Source organism: Peptoniphilaceae bacterium AMB_02 (genome assembly GCA_036321625.1).
GTDB lineage: Bacteria > Bacillota > Clostridia > Tissierellales > Peptoniphilaceae > Microaceticoccus > Microaceticoccus formicicus.
Window position 1 is genome coordinate 1163868 of sequence record CP143259.1, and the last position, 23851, is coordinate 1187718.

The 23851-nt window shown below is 33.1% G+C and carries 23 protein-coding genes, 2 tRNA genes and 1 other annotated feature; of the genes, 7 read left to right on the top strand and 18 right to left on the bottom strand.

Features of this window, described 5'->3' with window-relative positions:
- Positions 1-10: 10 nt before the first annotated feature.
- Positions 11-754 carry a hypothetical protein gene (locus tag VZL98_05695; protein ID WVH64422.1) on the bottom strand — a complete coding sequence of 248 codons (744 nt, stop codon included), beginning with the start codon at positions 752-754 and terminating at the stop codon, positions 11-13.
- A 310-nt stretch (positions 755-1064) separates the two neighbouring features.
- Between VZL98_05695 and VZL98_05700 the strand changes: the two genes are divergently transcribed.
- Together VZL98_05700 and VZL98_05705 are read left to right on the top strand one after the other, a co-directional pair.
- Positions 1065-1139 (top strand) — tRNA-Gly (locus VZL98_05700).
- Between the two features lie 4 nt (positions 1140-1143).
- A tRNA-Cys gene (locus VZL98_05705) sits at positions 1144-1217 on the top strand.
- Between the two features lie 136 nt (positions 1218-1353).
- Here the strand turns inward: VZL98_05705 and VZL98_05710 are convergent.
- The 5 genes from VZL98_05710 to VZL98_05730 form a co-directional block, all read right to left on the bottom strand.
- Positions 1354-1557: a cold-shock protein gene (locus VZL98_05710; GenBank protein ID WVH64423.1), complete on the bottom strand. Its 204-nt coding sequence runs from the start codon at positions 1555-1557 to the stop codon at positions 1354-1356.
- Between the two features lie 230 nt (positions 1558-1787).
- Positions 1788-2441 (bottom strand): CPBP family intramembrane glutamic endopeptidase, encoded by a 654-nt coding sequence (locus tag VZL98_05715; GenBank protein WVH64424.1) that lies wholly within the window; start codon positions 2439-2441, stop codon positions 1788-1790.
- A gap of 199 nt (positions 2442-2640) precedes the next feature.
- Positions 2641-3168, bottom strand: a complete 528-nt coding sequence (gene hpt / locus VZL98_05720) for a hypoxanthine phosphoribosyltransferase (protein WVH64425.1) — start codon at positions 3166-3168, stop codon at positions 2641-2643.
- A gap of 197 nt (positions 3169-3365) precedes the next feature.
- The gene (locus VZL98_05725; GenBank protein WVH64426.1) at positions 3366-4619 is read right to left on the bottom strand and encodes a folylpolyglutamate synthase/dihydrofolate synthase family protein; all 1254 of its coding nucleotides are present in this window, start codon (positions 4617-4619) and stop codon (positions 3366-3368) included.
- Positions 4609-7266, bottom strand: coding sequence for a valine--tRNA ligase (locus VZL98_05730; GenBank protein ID WVH64427.1), 2658 nt, complete (start codon positions 7264-7266; stop codon positions 4609-4611). Before VZL98_05730 ends, VZL98_05725 begins: the two co-directional genes overlap by 11 nt.
- Positions 7267-7297: 31 nt before the next feature.
- Positions 7298-7461 (bottom strand) — a binding site (T-box leader).
- Between the two features lie 150 nt (positions 7462-7611).
- On the opposite strand from VZL98_05730, the gene VZL98_05735 reads away from it, so the two are divergent.
- Together VZL98_05735 and ppdK are read left to right on the top strand one after the other, a co-directional pair.
- Positions 7612-8433, top strand: coding sequence for a pyruvate, water dikinase regulatory protein (locus VZL98_05735; protein WVH64428.1), 822 nt, complete (start codon positions 7612-7614; stop codon positions 8431-8433).
- Between the two features lie 15 nt (positions 8434-8448).
- Positions 8449-11073, top strand: a complete 2625-nt coding sequence (ppdK, locus tag VZL98_05740) for a pyruvate, phosphate dikinase (GenBank protein ID WVH64429.1) — start codon at positions 8449-8451, stop codon at positions 11071-11073.
- Positions 11074-11139: 66 nt separating this feature from the next.
- On the opposite strand, the gene VZL98_05745 is transcribed toward ppdK, so the two are convergent.
- The gene (locus tag VZL98_05745; protein ID WVH64430.1) at positions 11140-12009 is read right to left on the bottom strand and encodes an undecaprenyl-diphosphate phosphatase; all 870 of its coding nucleotides are present in this window, start codon (positions 12007-12009) and stop codon (positions 11140-11142) included.
- A gap of 75 nt (positions 12010-12084) precedes the next feature.
- Between VZL98_05745 and VZL98_05750 the strand changes: the two genes are divergently transcribed.
- The gene (locus tag VZL98_05750; GenBank protein WVH64431.1) at positions 12085-12777 is read left to right on the top strand and encodes a response regulator transcription factor; all 693 of its coding nucleotides are present in this window, start codon (positions 12085-12087) and stop codon (positions 12775-12777) included.
- Positions 12774-14108 (top strand): HAMP domain-containing sensor histidine kinase, encoded by a 1335-nt coding sequence (locus tag VZL98_05755; GenBank protein ID WVH64432.1) that lies wholly within the window; start codon positions 12774-12776, stop codon positions 14106-14108. The genes VZL98_05750 and VZL98_05755 overlap by 4 nt, the downstream gene beginning before the upstream one ends.
- A gap of 14 nt (positions 14109-14122) precedes the next feature.
- Here VZL98_05755 and pyrE read toward each other — a convergent pair whose 3' ends face one another.
- From pyrE to VZL98_05795, 8 genes are all read right to left on the bottom strand, one after another.
- Positions 14123-14689, bottom strand: coding sequence for an orotate phosphoribosyltransferase (gene pyrE / locus VZL98_05760; protein WVH64433.1), 567 nt, complete (start codon positions 14687-14689; stop codon positions 14123-14125).
- Between the two features lie 12 nt (positions 14690-14701).
- Positions 14702-15598: a dihydroorotate dehydrogenase gene (locus tag VZL98_05765; GenBank protein WVH64434.1), complete on the bottom strand. Its 897-nt coding sequence runs from the start codon at positions 15596-15598 to the stop codon at positions 14702-14704.
- A complete protein-coding gene (locus VZL98_05770) occupies positions 15591-16325 on the bottom strand; it encodes a dihydroorotate dehydrogenase electron transfer subunit (protein ID WVH64435.1) in 735 nt (244 codons plus the stop codon). The genes VZL98_05765 and VZL98_05770 overlap by 8 nt, the downstream gene beginning before the upstream one ends.
- Positions 16309-17166 carry an orotidine-5'-phosphate decarboxylase gene (pyrF, locus tag VZL98_05775; protein ID WVH64436.1) on the bottom strand — a complete coding sequence of 286 codons (858 nt, stop codon included), beginning with the start codon at positions 17164-17166 and terminating at the stop codon, positions 16309-16311. Before pyrF ends, VZL98_05770 begins: the two co-directional genes overlap by 17 nt.
- Complete coding sequence (locus tag VZL98_05780) at positions 17153-18355, bottom strand: dihydroorotase (GenBank protein ID WVH64437.1); 1203 nt, start codon at positions 18353-18355, stop codon at positions 17153-17155. The genes pyrF and VZL98_05780 overlap by 14 nt, the downstream gene beginning before the upstream one ends.
- A 1-nt stretch (position 18356) precedes the next feature.
- Positions 18357-18785, bottom strand: coding sequence for an aspartate carbamoyltransferase regulatory subunit (locus VZL98_05785; protein ID WVH64438.1), 429 nt, complete (start codon positions 18783-18785; stop codon positions 18357-18359).
- Entirely contained in the window at positions 18779-19708 is a 930-nt protein-coding gene (gene pyrB / locus VZL98_05790; GenBank protein WVH64439.1) for an aspartate carbamoyltransferase, read from the bottom strand. The genes VZL98_05785 and pyrB overlap by 7 nt, the downstream gene beginning before the upstream one ends.
- 143 nt (positions 19709-19851) lie before the next feature.
- A complete protein-coding gene (locus VZL98_05795) occupies positions 19852-20667 on the bottom strand; it encodes a Cof-type HAD-IIB family hydrolase (protein WVH64440.1) in 816 nt (271 codons plus the stop codon).
- 139 nt (positions 20668-20806) lie between these two features.
- On the opposite strand from VZL98_05795, the gene VZL98_05800 reads away from it, so the two are divergent.
- The gene (locus VZL98_05800; protein ID WVH64441.1) at positions 20807-20980 is read left to right on the top strand and encodes a DUF3787 domain-containing protein; all 174 of its coding nucleotides are present in this window, start codon (positions 20807-20809) and stop codon (positions 20978-20980) included.
- A gap of 322 nt (positions 20981-21302) precedes the next feature.
- Here the strand turns inward: VZL98_05800 and VZL98_05805 are convergent, their stop codons facing one another.
- The 3 genes from VZL98_05805 to VZL98_05815 all read right to left on the bottom strand — a co-directional run bounded on the left by VZL98_05805 (position 21303) and on the right by VZL98_05815 (position 23851).
- Entirely contained in the window at positions 21303-22520 is a 1218-nt protein-coding gene (locus VZL98_05805; GenBank protein WVH64442.1) for an IS256 family transposase, read from the bottom strand.
- Between the two features lie 98 nt (positions 22521-22618).
- The gene (locus tag VZL98_05810; GenBank protein WVH64443.1) at positions 22619-23164 is read right to left on the bottom strand and encodes a class IV adenylate cyclase; all 546 of its coding nucleotides are present in this window, start codon (positions 23162-23164) and stop codon (positions 22619-22621) included.
- The gene (locus VZL98_05815) at positions 23165-23851 is read right to left on the bottom strand and encodes a metallophosphoesterase (protein ID WVH64444.1); all 687 of its coding nucleotides are present in this window, start codon (positions 23849-23851) and stop codon (positions 23165-23167) included.

Here is a 23851-nt window from a genome sequence, read left to right on the forward strand (position 1 = left end):
TATCACTCCCCTAGTCTATTAATATAATACTTCCCAGATCAACAAGCTTTTCATCTTTTGGATAAACAGCTTTTATTTTAAGATCATCGAGAATAATCTTCAAGAATTCACCATGCTCATAAAGCTCTAAATCGCCTGATAGTAATAAGGTATCAGGGCTAATCATTCCTCCGGTGCCACCGATAAAACCGGTATCATATCCCTTAAGTTCTATACCACCTGGTGGAATAAGATAAGAATTTAAACCTTTTGAGATTATGGCTTTATGAATACCTTTGTCTGATGTTACTATTGTATCACAATTAAGTATTAATGTTGAGCATTTACTATACCCTTGCTTAACAGGTAAATGTTCAAACTTTAGATTATTAAACCACCTAATCAAATCATCTGAAGTGTAGTTATTATGTATAAAATAATTACCTATTCTAGATACATTTAATAGAGAATCATATGGATACATCTCCCCTAAAGCATCATTACTTGGAATAATATCTATGGGATAATTAGATAGTAAATCCTGATAATCAGAAAACACATTAACATCAACCATAAAGACGTTTGAATTAATCGGATGAATGCTCATATCCGGATGATCCGAAACCGGATTAGGCAATGATTTATTGTCTACAGACTCAATGATATTAATATTCAAATTTGTTATAAATAATCTTAACTTATCACTTATTTTATTGCTTATTAATATAGTTTTAATATTTTTTTTAGTTATAAATGGATTAATTTTACATTTCATAAAATTTACACCTCTTAACGCTTGACATAAATTATAGCTTATTGTATATTAAATAGGCAAGCAATGATACTTCAAGAAATTAAACACTCTTGTGTTTGTATAATTTCATAAAGTAAATTAATTGTTAATTCTATGTATGCGGAAGTGGCTCAGTGGTATAAGCTGAATTCGAGATGAATCGAGCAAAAGATATAAAGCGAAGATGAATCCGAAGATGCTTAGTCTTCAGTTCTTTCTGAAAAAAACGGAGCCTAAATAAAGTATTACAAGGGTTAATCCCTTATTCTACTATAAATGATATTAATTATTTGCGGAAGTGGCTCAGTGGTAGAGCATCGCCTTGCCAAGGCGAGGGTCGCGAGTTCGAATCTCGTCTTCCGCTCCAATATGGCGGCATAGCCAAGTGGTAAGGCAGAGGTCTGCAACACCTTTACCCCCAGTTCAAATCTGGGTGTCGCCTCCAAAAAACCCGTTAAACTGATGTTTAACGGGTTTTTGCTTGTAAAAATGTTCATAAAAAAAGAAGCGATCTCGCTTCTTTTTTTGAGCACAATAAAAGCCCCTTAAATAAGGGGCTCACTTCTAATATTATAATGTTATTATAACTTTACTACGTTAGAAGCTTGAGGACCTTTTTCGCCTTCTGTAATTTCGAATTCTACTTCTTGTCCTTCGTCTAGAGTTCTGAATTCACCTGTATCTTCTAAAGCTGAGTAGTGAACAAAAACGTCCTCTCCTTCTTCAGTAGAAATAAATCCGTATCCCTTTGTTGCATTGAACCATTTAACAGTTCCCTTTACCATTTAATACACTCCTTCAAAATAAAACTATTGTGACTGTTGCCACCGTGATTACTATAACATAGAACAACTACAAATGTCAAACCTTTTCTTAGATAATATGGTTAAATTTAATATTACATAGGTTATTATATTTTGTTAAAAGATATAAATAAATAAACTATAAATAGCATTAAAATTGGAGAGAAAGAAATAAACTCTTCAAATAAACTTATGTAATTATTAAAAGTTAGTTATTTTTTCCCATAGTAGTCTAAGATACTGATCTGTCCGGATATTTCATCACTATTCTCTCTTATTCTGACCTTGAGTCTATGTTTTGACTCAATAATGTCTATGATTTTATAGACTGGATATACCAATAGAATTGCTATGATAATAATCAGGAAACTAAATACTTGCAAATCAATTTTCGGCATATAAACTACATTCGTGCTGTTTAATTTGTAAAACAATAAGACCACTGAGAGTCCCATAAAATTATATACAAAATGTCCGATAATAGCCGGAATTATTGAATCCGATCTATCACAAATGTAGACTAAAAATACCGACAGCAGAAATGGACCAATGAAATTCTTTAAACTATAGTGCATTATGGCGAATATCAGGGAAATAACCAAGATGCGCGGTAACAAATTATATTTCCTAAATAGTTTACTTAGTATTCCTCTGAAGAAAAACTCCTCACAGATAGCAGGTATTACTGCGTATATTAATATTATTATTAAACAACTGCCGATACTGATATTCTGTATAAATTCATAAGAGATGTTTTGCCAAATGAGTATAGTTTCTTTATTAAAAATATAATTGATTATAGCAATCAATGGATATGCAAAAATCACCACAGTGATGGAGTACAAAACCATGTCAAGTGAAATCATGTGCAGCTTAATTGAACTGATTAAATCAAGTTTGTAATGCTTTAAATAAATTATCCCAGGGACAAGTAAAAAAAACAATTGGTAAAACAAAAATCCAAACAAGATATTTATCGAATTTAATTTGCCACTAATAAAAATAAAAATTATATTTAATATTAATATAAATAGATTTACTATGAAGATACTATTTTTCTTTAAATCAAGACTCATCATCAAAGGTGAAAATATACGGAACATTTCTATAATAATCCCCATAGTTTAGTCCATAACCGACTATGAATACATCTTCTATTTCATAACCTACAAAATCTGCCTTAATATCTTCGGTTCTTCTGGAGGGCTTATCTAGTAAGACACATGTTTTTATCGATTTAGGATTTCTTTTTTCTAGATGATCGACTACGTATTTCATTGTTTTACCGGAATCTAGTATGTCATCCACTAAAAGAACATGTCTGTCAGCAATGTTTTCTCTTAAATCATTTACTATTTCAACAAATCCTGAAGAAATTTTTTCGTTATCATAGGACGAAGTTGTTATAAAATCAATGGTAACCATGGAGTTTAGGCTTCTAACTAAATCCGAAGCAAAAATAAAGCTACCTCTTAATAGTGAAATTACAACAAAACTTTCAGAGCCATAATAATCATCTATCTCACTAGCCAATTCGACAATTCTATTGTGAATTTCATTTTCGTTAAATAAAATTATTCGTTTTTTTTCCATTATTTCTGCGCCTTTCGCTCTTTAGATTTCATGATACGACTTATATCTTTTAATTCACGTAATTCCAACAATATTTTATTAAGAGTATATTGAATACTGACGAGTATCATGATAAATAAAAATATAATTATAAACCTAACACTATCCATCTGACCACCTCTAATATATTATATCAGAGATGGCTATATTTGGATAATTTATTTATTAATTTCAAACAATTTTATTAATTCTCCGGCCATATATAGCGAACCAGTAAATATGACCAAATCATTAGTATTTGCTATTTGTTGACTGAATACTACCGCATCCTCAAGTTTGCTAAATGTATGATAGTTGACAGATGGGAATAAATCTTTTAATTTATTTTCAGGCATTGCCCTTTCATACTCAATTTTAGTGAATAGAACGACATCGGCCATGCCTATAAGTTCCTTAAGATTAGGTCCAATATCTTTATCCTTCATAATACCTAGACAGATAATTAGTCTTTCCCTATCTATGTGATTAATATTCTTAATTAGAGAATCGAAACCATGTTCATTATGAGCTCCATCTATTATGGTTATAGGTGATTTTTTTTCTATGGTCATCCTTGCAGGCCATTGAATATTTGATATGGCATTTTTAATTATATCATCATTGATGTTCAAATCAATTGATTTTATAGTCAATATGGCTAGAGATGCATTATATACTTGATGAATTCCAATTTGACGAATATGGTACTCCTCACCTGAGTAAATAAAATGACTGCCATTTAAATCAGAGGATATTATTTTTATATCATTCATGTCTAAAAAACAAATTTTAGAATCTTGACTTTCGGCTTTGTTTCTAATGATTTCATTTATTTTATTCGAGTTAAAATATGAAACGACTACTGAATTCTTCTTTATAATTCCTGATTTTTCAATAGCAGCTTCTTCTGCTGTATTTCCCAATCTTTCTCTATGATCAATTGAAATAGGTGTAAAAACTGAGGCAACTGCTGTTTTGATAATATTTGTAGGGTCTACTCTGCCACCTATGCCCACTTCCAAAACCACAATGTCTACATTGTTTTCTTTGAAATACAACATTCCAAGTGCGACAGTAATTTCAAAATATGTCGGTTTCAAGTCCTTATTTTCATGTAGAACATCTTTAATCCTAGTAATATAGTATGCAAATTCATCATCTTTTATTTGATTATGATTAATCTGAAATCTTTCATTTATAGAAAGAATATGCGGTGATGTAAACAGTCCGGTTTTATACCCTCCTGATTCTAAGATACTAGAAATAAAGTTTGCAGTAGATCCTTTTCCATTTGTACCTGTTAAATGTATAAATTTTAAAGCATCTTGAGGATCTCCTAGTAGTAATAGGAGTCTCGAAATAGTATCGAGACTCCTATTATGCCCTCTTTTATCATCCGAATCAATAAATTTTAAGGCATCATTATAGTTCATTTTTTTTATTTTCAACCTCTTTAATACTTTGGTTAATATCAGCTAATAGGGATTCATATTTTTCCAGTTTATCTTTCTCGGCTTGTACGACATTTTCAGGAGCTTTACTAACAAAGGACTCGTTATTTAATTTAGAAGAAGCCCTTTTTATTTCTGATTCAATAGTTTGTCTTTCTTTATTAAGCCTTTCCAGTTCTTTTTCATAATCGATCAGACCTTTTAACGGAATGAAAAGCTTATATCCACTTTTTATAATTGATATAGCGTCTTCTGTATATTCCGAGTCAGTTAGATGTGAATTTTGTATATTGGCTAATGAGTGAAGCATAGCATCATTGCCTTTAAAAGTATCGATATACTTTTTATCATTTGTGTAAATATATATATCAGACTTTTTAGATGGATGGATATTCATTTCCGATCTAATATTTCTAATAGATTTAATCGCTTCTATCATAGTTTCAATCTCAAATTCATCTTTCTCAAAAAGGAGATTCTTATCATATGCCGGCCATTGTGCATTAATTAAGAGACTATCAATATTAGGTAGATACGAATAAATCTCTTCTGTAATAAACGGCATAAAAGGATGCAGTAATTTTAATATATTTTTCAATACATATAATAGAGTGGTTTTAGCTGCTTCTTTGCTCTCTTGGTTATCAGAGAATAATCTATTTTTAACTAATTCAATATACCAGTCACAGAACATATCCCATATAAAGTCGTGTAGATTACCTGAAGCAATACCTAAATCATATCTTCCAAGATTTAATTCGACATTTTCTATAGTGTTTTGTAATTTGGTAATAATCCACTTATCTGAAGTTTCCAGTTTGACTTTATTAATATCATCAGAGACATCATCATCCATATGCATTAAAACAAATCTGGACGCATTCCAAAGTTTGTTAGCAAAATTTCTGGAAGCTTCGACTTTTTCGATATAGAATCTCATATCATTCCCCGGTGTATTACCGGTAACAAGCATAAATCTAAGTGCATCAGCACCATATTGATCTATGACCTCTAAAGGATCTATTCCATTGTTTAAAGATTTACTCATTTTTCTTCCCAATGAGTCTCTTACCAATCCGTTAAAGTAAACATCCTTAAATGGTAGTTCTCCCATTTGCTGAATAGAAGAAAAAACCATACGTATAACCCAGAAGAAAATAATATCATATCCGGTAACCAGAACATTTGTCGGGAAAAACTTCTTCAAATCTTGAGTATTTTCAGGCCAACCAAGAGTAGAAAATGGCCATAGAGCAGATGAAAACCAGGTGTCTAAAGTATCAGGGTCTTGGATAAATCTATCACTGCCACAATTTGGACATACATCGGGCATTTCTCTGCTTATTATGGTTTCATTGCATTCAGTACAATAATATACCGGCAATCTGTGTCCCCACCATAATTGTCTAGATATACACCAATCTCTTATATTATCAAGCCAATTTGTATAAACTTTTCCAAATCTATCCGGATATAATTTTAATTCACCATTTGTATAGGCTTCTTTCGCAGGTTTGGCAAGTTCTTTCATCTTGACAAACCACTGTTTTGAAATTAAAGGTTCGATGACGGTATTACATCTTTCACAATGTCCTACTGCATGACCATGATCTTCAATTTTCACTAGAAGGCCTAGTTTTTGAAGATCTTCCACAATCATTTTTCTGGCAACATATCTGTCTTTACCAGAGTACTCTCCATAACCATCAGAAATCGTAGCATCATTTTCAATAACTATGCATTGACCTAGATTATGTCTGTCACCTACTGCAAAGTCATTAGGGTCATGTGAAGGAGTAATTTTTACTGCTCCTGTTCCAAATTCTGATAATACATATTCATCGGCAATAAGAGGGATTTCCCTATCGACAAGTGGTAAATTCAATTTCTTGCCTATTATATCGACAAATCTGTCATCATTCGGATTTACTGCTACTGCAAGGTCACCCAACATAGTTTCAGGTCTGGTTGTGGCAATCATAACAGAGGCATCTTCCCCAATTATTGGATATTTTATATAGTATAATTTTCCATCCTCATCAACATGTTCAACCTCTATATCTGAAATTGCAGTTCCACAAGAAGGACACCAATTCACAATACGGTCTCCTTGGTATATCAAACCTTTATTATATAATCTGATGAAAACTTCTTCTACTGCCTTCGAGAGATGTTCATCAAGTGTAAAACTATCTCTACTCCAGTCGCAAGAAACTCCTAATCTTTCTAATTGATTTTTAATATTTCCGCCATATTTATGAGTCCAATCCCAAGCTTCTTTAAGAAATTCTTCCCTGGTCAAATCTTCTTTTTTTATGCCTTCATTTTCCAGTTTGGCAACTACTCTAGCTTCTGTAGATATACTCGCATGATCAGTACCTGGAACCCATAGTACTTCATATCCTGCCATCCTTTTCCATCTTATAAGTACATCTTGCAATGTATTATTTATTGCATGACCCAAATGTAGATTTCCTGTAACATTTGGGGGTGGCATTACAATACTATATGACGGTTTGTCACTGTTTGCATCAGCTATAAAGTGACCGCCCTCTTTCCATGTTTTATAAAGCCTGTCTTCAAATTTATCAGGTTCATATGTTTTACTAAGTTCTCTTATTTCTTTCATGTATCCTCCTAAAATAAAAAAATAGCCCTTCGTATAGGACGAAGAACTTTCGCGGTACCACCTATGTTCTGCATAATGCAGCACTCAATGTTAAAGACTCAAAGGCGACTTCACAAAACTCTTCCGAAAAACTCTCACCACACGTTTTCTCTCTGAACGGTTTATCTTGTTACTACTCCTCATCAATGTCCATATTCATAATATGAGTTAAGTATATTATTCATGAAATAAAAAGTCAAGAAAATCATCAGATTTAGTAAATATTGGGCAAGAATTATGTTCACAAGTGATTTTATAGGATATAATATAGTAAAAGAGCAATAAAATATTAAAAAGGGGTGGCAGATGAAATCTTTAACTATTTATATACTTAGTGATTCTATTGGAGAAACCGCAGAACAAACTGTTCGAGCTTCAATAGCACAATTCGAAAATTTAGAACATGAAATCAGGAAATTTTCTCACATAAGAAGTGTCACCATATTGCATAATATACTTGATGAAATAGTTGATATGGAAAACACCATTCTTTTTTATTCACTAGTAGATGAAACCCTACTTAGTGTAATTAAGAAGTTTTGCGATATTAACAATATTGCAAGTGTTGACGTTCTAACCCCATCTATTATCGCAATAGAGAGAGTTACGAATCTTAACCCATCTACTATGCCGGGGGCACTTAGAAAACTTGATGAGAACTACTTTAAAAGAGTAGAGGCGATTGAATTCGCGGTTAGGTATGATGATGGAAAAGATCCAAGGGGACTATTAATAGCTGACTTAGCTATCATTGGAATCTCAAGAACTTCTAAGACTCCCCTATCCATGTATTTAGCAAATAAGAACTACAGGGTAGCAAATATACCACTAGTACCTGAAACAGTTCCACCTGATGAGCTGTTCCAAATTCCTACTAAGAAAATTGTAGGACTTACAAATTCTCCGGAAAACTTAAATAAAATTAGAAAGGAAAGATTAAAATCATTAGGATTGCCATTGGGTTCATCCTATTCTAATTTAGAGAGAATCTTGGAAGAAATAGAATATGCTCATGTTATTATGAAAAAAATTGGATGCCCTATCATCGATGTATCAAATAGAGCAATAGAAGAAACAGCTGATATTATACTGACTTATCTGAAAAAAGCAAATAAAGCTATTATATAATATAGGAGGTAGAGTATGACGAAAAAATATGTTTATGACTTTAGAGAAGGCAACAAGGATATGAAATCACTACTAGGTGGTAAGGGAGCAAACTTAGCAGAGATGACATGTTTAGGATTGAGAGTTCCACCGGGATTTACTGTAACCACAGAAGCTTGTAATAGGTTTTATGACGAGGAAGAAGTGTTATGGGATTCTTTAAAAGAGGAAATAAAAACCCATATTCACGATATTGAGAATCAAATAGGCAAGAAATTTTCAGATGAAAACAATCCCCTACTCTTCTCGGTCAGATCAGGCGCTGTATTTTCAATGCCTGGTATGATGGATACCATTTTAAACCTAGGTCTAAATGACAAAGCAGTTATAGGTTTAGCCAGATCTACTGGAAATGAACGTTTTGCTTATGACAGTTACAGAAGATTCATCCAAATGTTTTCTGATGTAGCCATGGAAGTTCCTAAATCTTTCTTTGACAGTGTATTGGAAGAAGTCAAAGAAAAAGTAGGAGCAGAAAAAGATACAGATCTTAGTGCTGAAGACTTAAAGCTTATAGTCGATCAATTCAAGAAGATTTATGAAAGAGAAATCGGAGAAGCATTCCCACAAGATCCGCTTGATCAATTATATCTTGCAACTCAAGCAGTATTTAAGTCATGGAATAACTCCAGAGCTAGAATTTATAGAAGACTTCATGAAATACCAGATAATTTAGGAACAGCAGTAAATATACAGTCTATGGTATTTGGTAATATGGGAGACACATCGGGAACCGGAGTTGCATTTTCAAGGAACCCGGCAACAGGTGAAAATGAATTATTTGGAGAATTTTTAGTAGATGCCCAAGGAGAAGATGTTGTTGCCGGCATCAGAACTCCTGAGGAAATTCATGAATTAAACAGAATCATGCCTGATGTTTATAAACAATTTTTAGATACGTCTGAAAAACTTGAAAAACATTATAAAGACATGCAGGATTTAGAGTTTACCATAGAAAACGGTATACTTTATATACTTCAAACCAGAAATGGAAAGAGGACAACTCAAGCTGCCATCAATATTGCAGTTGATATGGTAAATGAAGGTTTGATTACAAAAGAAGAGGCTATAATGCGAATTGAACCTAATTCATTATCACAATTACTACATCCAAATTTCGATGAAAAAGAATTAAAAGAAAGCGAAGTAATTACAAAAGGTCTAGCAGCTTCTCCTGGAGCAGCTTCAGGCAGAATCTACTTCAGTTCTAAAGACTCTGTAGAAGCTGTTGAAAGAGGAGAAAAAGTAATTATAGTTAGACAAGAAACATCTCCGGAAGATATTGAAGGAATGATAATAGCTGAAGGAATACTTACATCACGTGGAGGAATGACTTCTCATGCCGCAGTAGTTGCAAGAGGAATGGGTAAATGTTGCGTTGCTGGTGCAAACGAAGTTAGAGTTGATGAAGCTCAAAAGATTATGAAAGCCGGAAACAAAGTCTATAAAGAAGGTGACGTAATCTCACTAGATGGAACAACAGGATATGTATACAACGGAGAAATTAAAAAAGTAGATCCTGAATTAGCCGGAAGTTTTGAAATCTTCATGGGCTGGGTAAACGAGCTTAAGAGATTGGAAGTTAGAACCAATGCCGACACACCAAGAGACGCAAAAGTAGCTCTCGCATTCGGTGCTGAAGGTATAGGATTGTGTAGAACAGAGCACATGTTCTTCCAGGAAGACCGAATTTTAGCCGTAAGAGAAATGATTCTGGCAAAAAACATTAATCAAAGATTAAAAGCACTAGAAAAAATTCAACCAATCCAAAAAGACGACTTTTACAATATCTTTAAGACAATGGCCGGTAAACCGGTAACAGTAAGATTACTTGACCCTCCACTACACGAATTCATTCCATCTTCCGAAGAGGATTTAAGAAAACTTGCTGAAGATTTAAATATGGATTTCAATAATATACTGGACACAGTAAAAGAACTTAGAGAAGTCAATCCTATGCTTGGTCATAGGGGTTGTAGACTTGCTATCACCTATCCTGAAATCTACAGAATGCAAGTTAGGGCGATTATGGAAGCTGCATTACAGCTCAAAGAAGAAGGAGTTGAAGCTGTAGTCGAAATAATGATTCCACTAGTAGGAGAAAAGAAAGAATTAGAATTTGTTAAAAGTGAAATAGTAGATGAAATTGCTTCAGTATTCGAAGAAAATTCAGACAGAATAGATCATAAAATTGGTACTATGATAGAAGTACCGAGAGCAGCATTACTTGCAGACCATATAGCTGAGGAAGCTGAATTCTTTAGTTTTGGTACAAATGACATGACTCAAATGACATTCGGGTTCTCAAGAGATGATGCCGGTAAATTCTTATCAGAATACGTTGAAAAGAATATTCTTCCTAAGAGTCCTTTTGAAACACTGGACAAGGATGGAGTTGGAATACTACTTGAAATAGCTGTTGAAAAAGGAAAATCAACCAGAAGTGATATACATTTAGGTGTATGCGGTGAGCACGGTGGAGATCCTGATTCAATTGAATTCTTCAACAAAATAGGATTAGACTATGTCTCCTGTTCCCCATTTAGAGTTCCAATAGCAAGGCTTGCTGCAGCTCAAAGTAATTTAAAATCTAAAGAATAAAGTAAAAAACAAAGAGAGCTTAACCGGACGGTTAAGCTCTTTTTAAACGTAAATCTATTTGAATAACTATATCAGCATTAACACCAAGACCAATATACCAACTATGATTCTATAATACCCAAACAATGTAAAATCTTTGGACTTCACATAATCTAAAAATTTCTTGATGGTAAAGTAAGCAACAACAAAAGAAACTATCGAACCTAATAGAATCAAAAGCCATTGATAAGAAGTATAGCCACCAAAATTTTTAACTACCTTCAATAAAGTTGCTCCAAACATGGTTGGAATAGCCAGGTAGAAAGAAAATTCAGTTGCAATTAATCTGCTGCTTCCAAGAAGCAATGCTCCTATTATTGTAGCTGCAGATCTTGAAGTTCCGGGTATCAATGCCAAACATTGAAACATACCTATCAAAAATGCTGTTTTATACCCCATTTTATTAAATGACTCAATTACAGGTACAGTATTCTTGTTTCTTTTCTCTATAAGGATAATAACTATTCCCCAAAAGATAAGCATTATTGCAACTGTAATTGGATTAAAAAGATACTTGTCTATTAAATCATCAAATAATAAACCTAGTACAACAGCCGGGATTAGTGCAATGATGATCTTTTTCCACAAGGATAATATCTCCTTATTACCATCTTTTAAAAGATAGTATATCTTAGACTGAAGATTTAATCTATCGAAGTTTCTTTTAATATTATCACTTAAATATGCCTTAGAAAAGGGATTTAATTTATTAAAACTTACTACCACCACAGACATAATAGCACCAAGCTGAATTATTACCTTAAATGCATTTGAAAATTCTGCAGGAGATAATTTTATAAATTGATCTGCTATAATTAAATGCCCCGTACTACTTATAGGTAGAAATTCTGTTATCCCTTCAACAATTCCTAATAAAATTACTCTAATAAAATCCATATTTTCACCTCACAAGTGATATAATAACATATGAGTTAACTTATGTTAAGAAAATATATTTAAAAAGGTGATATAATGAATAGAAAAATACTTTTAATAGAAGATGAAAAAGGAATATCTTCAATAATCAGTTCTTATTTACAAAAAGAAGGATACGAAGTTTCGCAAGCATATGATGGTGGCGAAGCTTTAAAATACTTTACAACACATGACTTCGACTTGGTTATCTTAGATAGAATGCTACCATTAATCAGCGGTGAAGAAGTTCTAAAGACCATTAGACAATTAAGTGATATACCTGTAATCCTCGTTACCGCTAAAGTTGAAGAGATAGATAAAATTGAAGGTTTCCAACTAGGTGCTGATGACTATGTAACTAAACCCTTTAGTCCCAAAGAGTTAATGGAAAGAGTCAGAGCAATCTTAAGGAGAATACGTAAAGATCCGGTAAACACAAATATACTTAGTTTTGATAATGGTAGACTGATAATAAACTTGGATAACTATACCTGTAAAGTAAATGGTAATGAAGTTACACTTACAAATAATGAATTCAGCATCCTGCAGGTTTTGTTTTCAAAGCCCGGCAAAATATTTACCAGAGAAGAAATAATCTCTATCGCTTTTGGTGATGAATACGATGCTTTTGACAGAGCTATAGATACGCATATTAAGAATATCAGACAAAAAATTGAAGAAAGTCCACGAGATCCAAAATATATTAAGACTGTTTATGGTGTTGGTTATAAAACAGGAGAATCACTATGAAACTGAAAAACAAATTATTACTATACATGTTTCAAGGAATAATTATAGTGATAATTGTACTTGGTATACTTTTTAACTTTATATTTGACAAGAACTTCAATTCGTATCTTTTTGATGTAAGACAAGACAGATTTGATCAAATAAAGTCACAAATTGGTTTACTATTAAAAATGAGTGATACAGACACTTTGATAGCAAGCCTTTCAGGGTACGCCGAGATGGAAGATATTGAAATAGAAATATTAGACAGCAATAATAAATCTTTGTATAAGTTCAACCCATTAAAAGAAGATAGAGAATTGATACAAAAATCTTATGAAATGCAAGAAGGTGGTAAAAAAATCGGATCAATTGTTATCTCGTATTATAATGACGGTTTTTTTGACGATATTGCTATAAGTTTTAAGAAGAATATTTTCATATCGCTATTATTGGCCGGACTGGTAGCTGTTTTTGCTGGTATGGTTGCCTCTTCTTTCATTTCAAGAAAAATGAGCAATTCGATTTTGGATATAAGTAAAATGGCTATGAATTATAAGAGTGAGAAATATGATCATATAGATGTAAACACAGATATAAAGGAACTATCCGATTTATCTGACAATATGAAATATTTAGGAGATTCTTTAAACAGACAAGAAATGCTTAGAAAGCAATATGCTCAAGATATCAGTCATGAACTGCGTACCCCATTGACTAATCTACAATTACAAATCGAAGCAATCAATGACGGTATAATTGAATTGGATGAAAACTCTCTCTCTACAATAAAAGAGGAAATAGTTCATTTGAATAAATTAATTGAACAGCTTAGAATGAGTTTTGATGAAAGTTCTAAATTATCAAAACTTAAAATTGAAACATTTAGTCTGTCAGAGATGCTTGAGAACACCACAAAAACTTTGACAACGACGGCAAATAAAAAAGGTGTTAACCTAAAATCTGATATTGCAGAAGACATAAGTATTACTTCCGATCCCGATAGACTGGTTCAAATTATGTACAATCTAATAAGTAATGCACTAAAAGCTTCTAGTGTAGAATCAAGCGTTATAGTAAAATTGGAAAAATTGAAAAACAATGTCAAAATTTCTGTGATTGATGAAGGCATTGGAATATCAGAAGAAAACCTAAAGAAAGTTTTCGATAGATTTTTCAAAGCTGATACTTCCAGAAATAGTCAATATGGAGGGTCAGGTTTGGGCCTAGCCATCACTAAAAAAATGGTAGAAACACTCAATGGAAAAATCTATGCTGAAAGTGAACTTAAAAAAGGCAGTACCTTTACTGTAGAACTACCAATAAATATAAATATTAAAGCCGGAGATTAATCTCCGGCTTTTTATTAAAATTTCTTTCTACTACCAGGTTTTACAAGCTCTACCCCGTCGTCACATAATGGACATTCTTCATCAAATGTTTTGATATCTAAATCAATTGCAGAGTAAATAGGATATTTATCAATTTGTTTTAGACCGCTTCTGTTAACCATGCATGCTAGTCCTATTACTTCAACACCATAGTTCTCAAGAGCCTTAATAGTTTCAAGAGATGATTTACCTGTAGTAACTACATCTTCGGCAATTAGTACTTTTTGACCTTCTTTAACAGTAAATCCTCTTCTCAGTGTCATTATGTCATTTTCTCTTTCGGTGAACATTGCAGGAAGTCCCAATTGTCTTCCAAGCTCGTAACTTACCATAATACCACCCATTGCAGGACCGATTACTACATCTGCTCCAAGATCTTTAACTTTATCAGTAACAATACTCAACACTTCCGCAGCTTTGTCCGGATACATCAATAACTTAGCACATTGGACATATCCGTCACTATGCTTCCCTGAAGATAATAAGAAATGACCTTGAAGAAAAGCTCCACATTCCAATAATAAATTTTTAACATCAACCATTGATACTCCCCCTTATATTATCCCTTTTATTTCATCTAGATTTTTAATACCTTCATTTTCCATAAACTCCTCCATACCCTGGATTATCTCTATCATTACCTTAGGATTGATAAAATTCGCTGTGCCGACTTGAATTGCAGTCGAACCAGCCATGATAAACTCTATGGCATCAGCAGCATTCATTATGCCTCCCATACCTACTACAGGGATACTAACGGACTTATAGACATCTCTGACCATCCTTAAGGCTATTGGTTTTATACAAGGTCCTGATAGACCGGCAGTTATATTATCGAAAACTGCTTTTCTCCTTTTTATGTCTATAGCCAGAGCATTAAAAGTATTCACTAGTGAAAGTGCATCAGCGCCGGCTCTTTCACATTCAGTAGCAACTCTAACTAAATCATCCGCATTGGGAGATAATTTTACCATAATCTTCTTGGAACTTACCTTTTTAATTTCGCTCACTACATAAAATGCAGATTCACATTTAATTCCGAAGGCCATTCCACCCTCTTTAACATTTGGACAAGATATATTAAGTTCGATTATATTGATATCTGTATCTTCCAGTAATAATGCACCATTAACATAATCGTCTATATTATTTCCACCTAGGTTAACTATAATCTCTGACTCGAAATTTTTCATAAAAGGTAGATCATTTTCGATAAATGATTTAACAGAAGGGTTTTGAAGTCCTATACTGTTCATTATACCGGCTGCAGTCTCGTGAATTCTTTGTCCGGTATTTCCCTGTTTTGAATGATATGTCAATCCCTTGGTGGAAATACCTCCAAGTGCATTTAAGTCTAGATATGGTTCGAATTCCCTACCAAATCCAAAAGTACCTGATGCAGCTATTACAGGATTTTTTAAACTTACTCCACACAAATCGGTTTTAAGCATCGAAAAACACCTCCGAAGAAGTAAATACAGGTCCGTCTACACATACTCTCTTCATTCCCTCTGTTGTATTCACTGTACAACCTAAACATGCTCCAATACCACAAGCCATGTGGCTTTCTAATGATAATTGAAGTTTCTCTTGATCCGAAACATTTTTTAGTGCATTTAACATGGGATTAGGTCCACATGCGTATACTTGATCATATTTATCATCGTTGTAAATCTCAAGCACATTCCCTTTATGCCCAACCATTCCTGTATCTGAAGAAAGGTAAATATTATCGACATACGGGCTCATTTCTTTAATAAAATAATCATAATCCCTAAAACCTGCATAAAGATCGACTTGACAGTTCAGTTTCTTGGCCAGATACAGCATCGGCGCAATCCCTATTCCCCCACTGACAATTGCAACTTTCTTATAATCGCCAAACTCGAAACCATTGCCCAATGGACCAAGTAAAGAGATTTTATCTCCTTTATGAAGGTCTTTTAATAATTTTGTTCCTGTTCCAACGACCAAGTACAAAAATGTTATCGTATCTGCAGTGATATCGCATATACTAAAAGGTCTAGACAATAATGGATGTAAATCCCAGTTCTTTAACATATAAAACTGACCAGGTTGTCCTTCAAAATTTCCACTTAAAACCAATTTGTATACATCATCACCGACTCTTTCATTAGATAAAATTTCCGCTTCTACATAACTATCTTTTTTCGCCATATATATCCTCCCTCATCGTAAGAGTAGCCTCTCTAGCATACTCTCCAACTTTAGAGTCTCCGTCTTCATGTTTCTTGAAATAGGTTATTATACCTCTTGAAGAATTTACTACTCCACCATTAAAATTGTTTAGATAATTTCGTATATCTTCACTGCTTGCTCCTTGATGACCATAACCTGGTATCAAGAAAAATGAATTCGCATATCTTTCTCTTATTTCAACAGCTTCTTCAGAGTGAGTTCCACCAACGACAAGACCAAGTGCAGAGTATCCTGATTTACCCACTGCATTCTTTCCGATTTCCACTAGATTATCACCAATTGTATAATATAGAGGTCTGTTATCGTGTTCTAAATATTCTATATCCTTAGCTCCAGGGTTTGAAGTTCTGAGTAGCACGAAAACTCCTTTTTCTCCGGATTCCAAATAAGGCATGTATGGAGTGATGCTGTCAAAACCCATGTATGGATTCAAAGTTATAAAATCTACTGCAAATTCTGATTCGAAATGAGCTTTTGCGTACATTTTTGCAGTTGCTGCGATATCCCCTCTTTTTACATCTCCGATAGTCAGTAAATCTTTAGTTCTAAGGTATTCAAGAGTTTTAACATAGGCAGACATCCCTTCTAACCCATAAGCTTCGTAATAAGCAATTTGAAGCTTGTAGATGCCGGCAATATCATAAGTAGCATCTATAATCTCTTTATTGAATCTAAACATTGCATCAGCAATGGATACATTACTTCTCATGCTTTCAGGAACATAATTATAATCCGTATCTAAACCGACACATACAAAGCCTCTTTCTTCAACTCTTTCATATAATTTATCTATTATCATTTTTGCCTCCATCATACATTATTTTTCCATGCCTAATAGTCATCTCTATATTACCTTCAAAATCATATCCATAAAAAGGTGAATTTTTACTCTTTGATTTGAAAGTAAACTCGTCAATTTTTGTCTTTTTATTTAAGTCAACTAAAACCAAATCTGCCAAAGCTCCAACTTTAATTTCTCCATGATCTACATTGAGAATCCTGGATGGATTATAAGACATCACTTTTGATAATAATTTTAAGTCGATTAAACCTTTAGCAACAAGTGTTGTATAGGAAATCATAAATGCTGTTTCCAGACCTATCATACCCGGAGCACCCTTTTCCTTATCCTCTTTGGAATGAGGTGCATGATCTGTGGCAATAGCATCGACAGTTCCATCCAAAATACCTTCTATAATACTTCTCGTATCGGAGAGTTCTCTAATCGGAGGATTAACTCTATAATCGACATCGTGGAGTAAAATGTGGTGAGGGGTAACTTCACAGGTAATATTTGCACCGTACTGTTTACCTAGCCTAATAGCATCGATAGAGTCTTTTGTGCTTACATGACTGAAATGAATTTTACAGCCGGTTGCTTTTGATAAATATACATCTCTTATCGTTATTAAATCTTCAGCTATTCTATAGTCAATTGGAGAAATCTCAGGTTCTTCAGCATGTATCATAATTCCTATATTTTTTTCTACTGCTTTTAAACAAGCTTCGTACATCAGTTTATTGGATAGTACTCCTTTTCCGTCATCAGAGATAAACTTTACACTATCGTCAAAACTGTCAAAATCGGTAAGCTCTTTGCCTTCGAGTCCTTTAGTTATAGTTATAATCTGGTGTAAATCAACTAAATCCAACTCTTCATTTCGTTTAATAATATCATTATAGATCTCAACATTGTCGCATACGGGTTTTGTATTACCCATCGCATAAACTCTAGTGTATCCGCCTTTCAGAGCAGCATGTGAACCGGTCTTTAAATCTTCCTTATAAGTAAATCCCGGGTCTCTGAAGTGAACATGTAAATCCACAAAAGACGGCATTAATACCTTATCTTTTGCATCGATTACTATATCGGCTGACATATTTAGATTAGGTTCGATACTCTTGATATATTGATCCTCAATTAGAAGGTCGGTGGTATAATCATCTTTATGGTCGACAATCCTACAATCCTTAAATAATATTTTCAATTTACTCCTCCATATTCAGCAAATGATCACAGTAAGCACATTTATAAATGGTCTTGTCCTCACTGACCAATTCAAATTTTTGAACTACATCTCTTTCACTACTTGTAATACATCTTGGATTCTTACATTTAAAAATACCTTCAAACATCTTTGGCAAATCAACTTCGATTTTTTCTTTTATCATTTCATCTTCTATTATATTAATAGTAAGATTTTTATCAAGAATTCCCAGCGCTCTTAAATCTAAATCAATTTCATTTTCAATTTTTATTAAATCTTTTCTTCCAAACTTTTTCGAATCTGCGTTGATAATGAGAGCTACTCTAAAATCAGCTTTATCAAGTTCCAATAATTTAAAAATTTCATATCCATTTCCCGGTGAAATATGGTCTATTACGATTCCCTTTTTTATGCTTGTTATACTTAACATACTTCGACCCCCATCAATTTTATAATTAAAGCCATTCTAGCATACATACCGTATTTAACTTGTTTAAAATACATAGCTCTTGGATCGTTATCAACCTCTACAGATATTTCATTAACCCTTGGCAGTGGATGCAGAACTATCATATCATCTTTTGCTTTTTTCATCTTTCTTGGAGAGAGTATATAACTATCTTTAAGTCTTACATAGTCTGCTTCGTTGAAAAATCTCTCCTTTTGTACCCTTGTCATATATAGTATATCTAATTGATCTATGACATCTTCCAGTTTTTCAACTTCAACATAATTATTTGAATTTTCATCAAATGCCAGTGTTTTTACATAATTGGGAATTTGGAGCTCTTCAGGTGATATTAGTACAAATTTATTTTTTTTGAATTTATTCATAGTCTTTAAAAGCGAGTGAACGGTTCTACCAAATTTTAAATCGCCACAAAGACCTACTACTAAATTATCAAAAGTACCCTTAGATTCCATTATCGTCAATAAGTCTGTTAAAGTCTGTGTTGGATGATAATGTCCTCCATCCCCTGCGTTAATTAGAGGAACAGAGGTATAATTTCCAGCAAGTTGTGCTGAACCTTCTTTCGGATGTCTCATAGCAATTATATCTGAATAAGCACCAACAGTTCTTATCGTATCAATTAAACTCTCTCCCTTTGAAGTTGAGCTAGATGCACTTTCTGAGAAACCTACTATCCCACCACCCAATCGAAGCATGGCAGCTTCGAAACTAAGCCTGGTTCTAGTAGAAGGCTCAAAAAAAAGAGTCCCTAATATTCTACCATTACAAACATTAGAATAATTATGTGGACTCTTAACTATTTTTCTGGCTAATTCAATAATTTCATAAATCTCATCAACATTTAAATCATCTGGATTGATTAAGTTTCTACCTTTTAACATTTTCTAGTCTCCTTTTCTTTGTTAATAGGATAACATAGAATTTCCCTATGGGTGTCTAAGTATCCTTTTTGAACTCACTGGTTCAAATTAAAGGCAATTCCTTCTTCTGCTATATTAACATAAGAAATGAAATGATGTCAATCTTAAAGTAGGTATTTATTAATTATAACTGCGACTGCATCTCTGTCATTGGTGGTAGTAATCTCATCAGCATACCTAATGACAGTTGGCATGCAATTAGACGGCGAAATCCCTTTACCTGCGAATTTGAGCATTTCAATATCATTCTCACCATCACCCATTGCCAAAATAGAATCTCTATCGATATTGTATAATTTTGCTATTTCCTTCAGAGATTCACCTTTGCCGACATCTTTACGAAATAGTTCCAGACAAAATGGTAGAGAGAATACTAAATTCAAATCATTTGAAACCTCCGACAATTGATTCTCTTTAACATTTATCAATTCTTCATATTCGTTTAGAAAAGCCATTTTGATAACCCTATTAAACAAATTGTTTGTTTTCAAGTATTGAATTGTATTTCCCATATGGATTAGAGGTCTTTCAGTAAATTTTTGTAAGATTTTAGCAAATGGATGATTTATATCTTCAACATAAGTATCATTATCGATGAAAATCGCTAAGATACCGGGTACAGACTTAGCTATATCTATTATTTTTTTAACCATATCAGCATCCATAAAATGCTCTATTATAATCTCACCTGTCCCGGACTTAAATATTACATTTCCGTTCATTGCACTCATATATCCATCAAGTCCAAGCTTCTTGGCAAAATTATTTAAAGTAAAAGCATCCCTGCCTGAGACAAGTGAAATCTTTATACCTCTTGCTGTTGCATCATTAATAGCCTTACGATTAGCATCTGAGATTTTACCTTGTTTATTTAATGTCGTGCCATCCATATCTAAGGCCAGTAGTTTAAATTTCTTCATCAAATTTCTCCTTTTTATGTTTTAAAATATAAAATATTTATAATAAAAATCGTATTTTACAATTATATCATAGTTTTTAATAAAAAAATGCTAAAGTATGGAAATTTTGGGTATAAGTAATCTAAGGAGGGATTGGTAAATGACTAAAGAAAATAAGGACAAATTTGTAGAAAGCATGGAACCGAATGAAGATACTCAAACAGACATCTATAGTAATACTGAGTATGTCAAGCCTGACTCAAATGTTGCCGTTCCAACGGAAGCAGCTGTAGAAGAAGCAAAAGAATGGGTAGATGATATCAATCAAAAATAATGAGTAAAGACCATCTTTGGAGGCAGTGCGAAATAATCTCTGTAAATTATTTATTTCCTATAATTAGTTAATGTTTATGAGGGTGGATTTTACTGCCCTCATTATTTATTTATATATCAAGCTTGATATATTGTCAATTTTTTCTTTGCAGAGCCTGAGGTAAATAATAAGAGGAGCCACCGAAGGGGACCATTGATAAGGGTTCTAAAAAATGGTACACTAAGCCGACGAAGGCAAAATACATACTTATCAGTCTTTGCTTCGCCTTCGGTATTTACCTTGCACCATTTTTTAGGTTCTTTGTCAATGGTGGCGGAGTGTGTTAGTTCTCTAAATCATGCATTATTCTCAATTCTCCTACTATTGATCCCCAACTTCTTAATGGAATATTCCATTTCTTTGCAATTATATTTGTAGCTAAGTATAGTGCTTTCATCAGTGACGTAGCACTTGGGAATACTGATCTATTACGGTTTAACCGTCTGTATGAGCTATTTAAACTCTCTATAGCATTCGTAGTATATATTATTTTTCTAACTTCCTTAGAATACTTAAAGATTGGCGTTATTGAATTCCACTCCCTTTCCCATCTATCCATTGATCCTGGATATTTTTTATCCCATGCTTCAGCTACTTTCAAACGATTCTTATTTGCTACTTCTTCGTCAGGTGCGTGATATATTGTTTTTAAATCATTTGCAAATTGTTTTCTATCTTTGTACGATACGTATTTTAATGTGTTTCTTACCATGTGAACTATACAGGTTTGCCACTCAGCTTTTGGATATGCCGCTGATATGGACTCTTCTATACCTATTAGTCCATCTGAACAGATGATGTAGATATCTTTTACTCCTCTGTTTTTTAGGCTATTTAGGACTCCTAACCAGTATTTACTACTTTCGTTTTGTCCTACATATATTCCTAATACTTCTTTAAGCCCATCTTCGTTTATTCCGAGTATTATATATGCTGCTTTCTTTGATATTAAACCCTCTTCTTTAACAGAAAAGTGAATAGCATCAATGAACACTACAGGATAAGTCTCTGACAGTGGTCTTTTTTGCCAGTCTTCTATTTCCGGCAGAATTTTGTCGGTTATGTCTGAAACCAGTCCATCACTAACTTCAAATCCATAGATATCATAGATTTGTTCAGATATTTGTCTAGTACTCAAACCTCTTGCATACATTCCTATTACCTTATTTTCTATCTCAGATATGTCTTTTTGTCTCTTTTTTACAATTTGAGGTTCAAAGCTTGAGTCTCTATCTTGAGGTACTGATATTTCAGATTCACCCATACTTGATCGTATTCTTTTAGTTTTGTATCCATTTCTAGAGTTTTCATTGTCACTTCTTTGGTTTGTTTCATATCCTAAATGGTGCTCCATTTCGGCTTCTAACATGCTTTCTATAGTATCTCCTAGTAAATCCTTAATAGCATCATGTATGTCCTTTGCTGACTCAATTTCATACTCATTGATTAGATAAGATATGATTTCTTTTTTTCCTTCACTTAATTTTTTTCTTCTTGCCATTTTAAAAAGCCTCCTATGTTATTTTTATTTTAACTAATCATAGGAAGCTATTCAATATTTACAGACTTTTTTTCGCAGTCTCTCTTTGGATGGTCTTTTTACACGTTTATATTGAGTTCTAACTGTAATTCTCTTATTGATTTATGGGAAATTTTACTTTCATCTACTTTAAGTAAATTAATTATCTGATTAAGTTTGTTAATGCTTGGTACCTCTATTTCAGCATAAGGATATGGATAAGTGTCTTTGTCCCAGATATCTATGTCAATTCTACAATCTTCCAACATATAAGAAATTCGATGCTTATATCCCCTACTATGCTCAGCATAACCTAAATTTTCCAAAATCTTTATTGTATTTTCAACGGAATCTATGCAGGTAGTATACTCATTATTTTCTCTGAGTTCTTTATTTTCTATCTTCTGTTTAAAAGTCAAATAATAGATTTTTTCATTATTGATATTATTATGAGTGCATCTGATTCGCAAATAAGATCCATCTGGAATTTCATTTTTTGAAATAGAATGAAAAAGTATATTTTCTTGATTTTCATCAGCTATCTTCTCTGCATTAAGACTGATGAGTTCTTTTTCTAATTCTTTAGGATCGATTTCGAGTAGTTTTACTTCCAATTCTTTTTCCATTTAATCTCCTCTAATCAAAATAGGTTTAAAATTAAGATAATCACTTGAGATACATTTATACTCAATGCCTTTAATATTGCCTTCTACGACTCCTGATAGACCTTCAGAGTGCAAATGTCCATATAGGCAGGTTTTAACGCCATACTCTTCCAATATACCTGCGAATTCGTTTGGTTTTTTATCTTTACTAAATGGTGGATAGTGTAGCATGGCAATAATCTCTCCATCCTTTTTTATACTGTCTAAACTAAGTTTTAGCCTTATTAATTCGCGTTTAAACACGACCTCATCTTCTACTGTGAATTCAGGATTATCACGTGACACCCATCCCCTTGCACCGATAATATTATATTTTTCGACATAGTAAGAATTATTCTGAAGGAATTCAATAGTTTCAAATCCTAAATTACGTAGCTTTTTCAATGACTGCCACCAATAGTCGTGATTTCCTTTTAAGATTATCTTTTTGCCCGGGAGGTTTTCAATCCTAAGCAAATCGGAATAAGCATCTTCTAATTTTAATCCCCAAGAAATATCTCCGGGTACCAGAACTGTATCATCAGCTTTAACAAGCTCATTCCAATTTGTAAATATTTTATTTTCGTAATCATACCAAGATTTACCAAAAACACTCATACATTTTTCGCCTGTATGATCGAGATGTAAATCTGCTATTGCATAGATCAT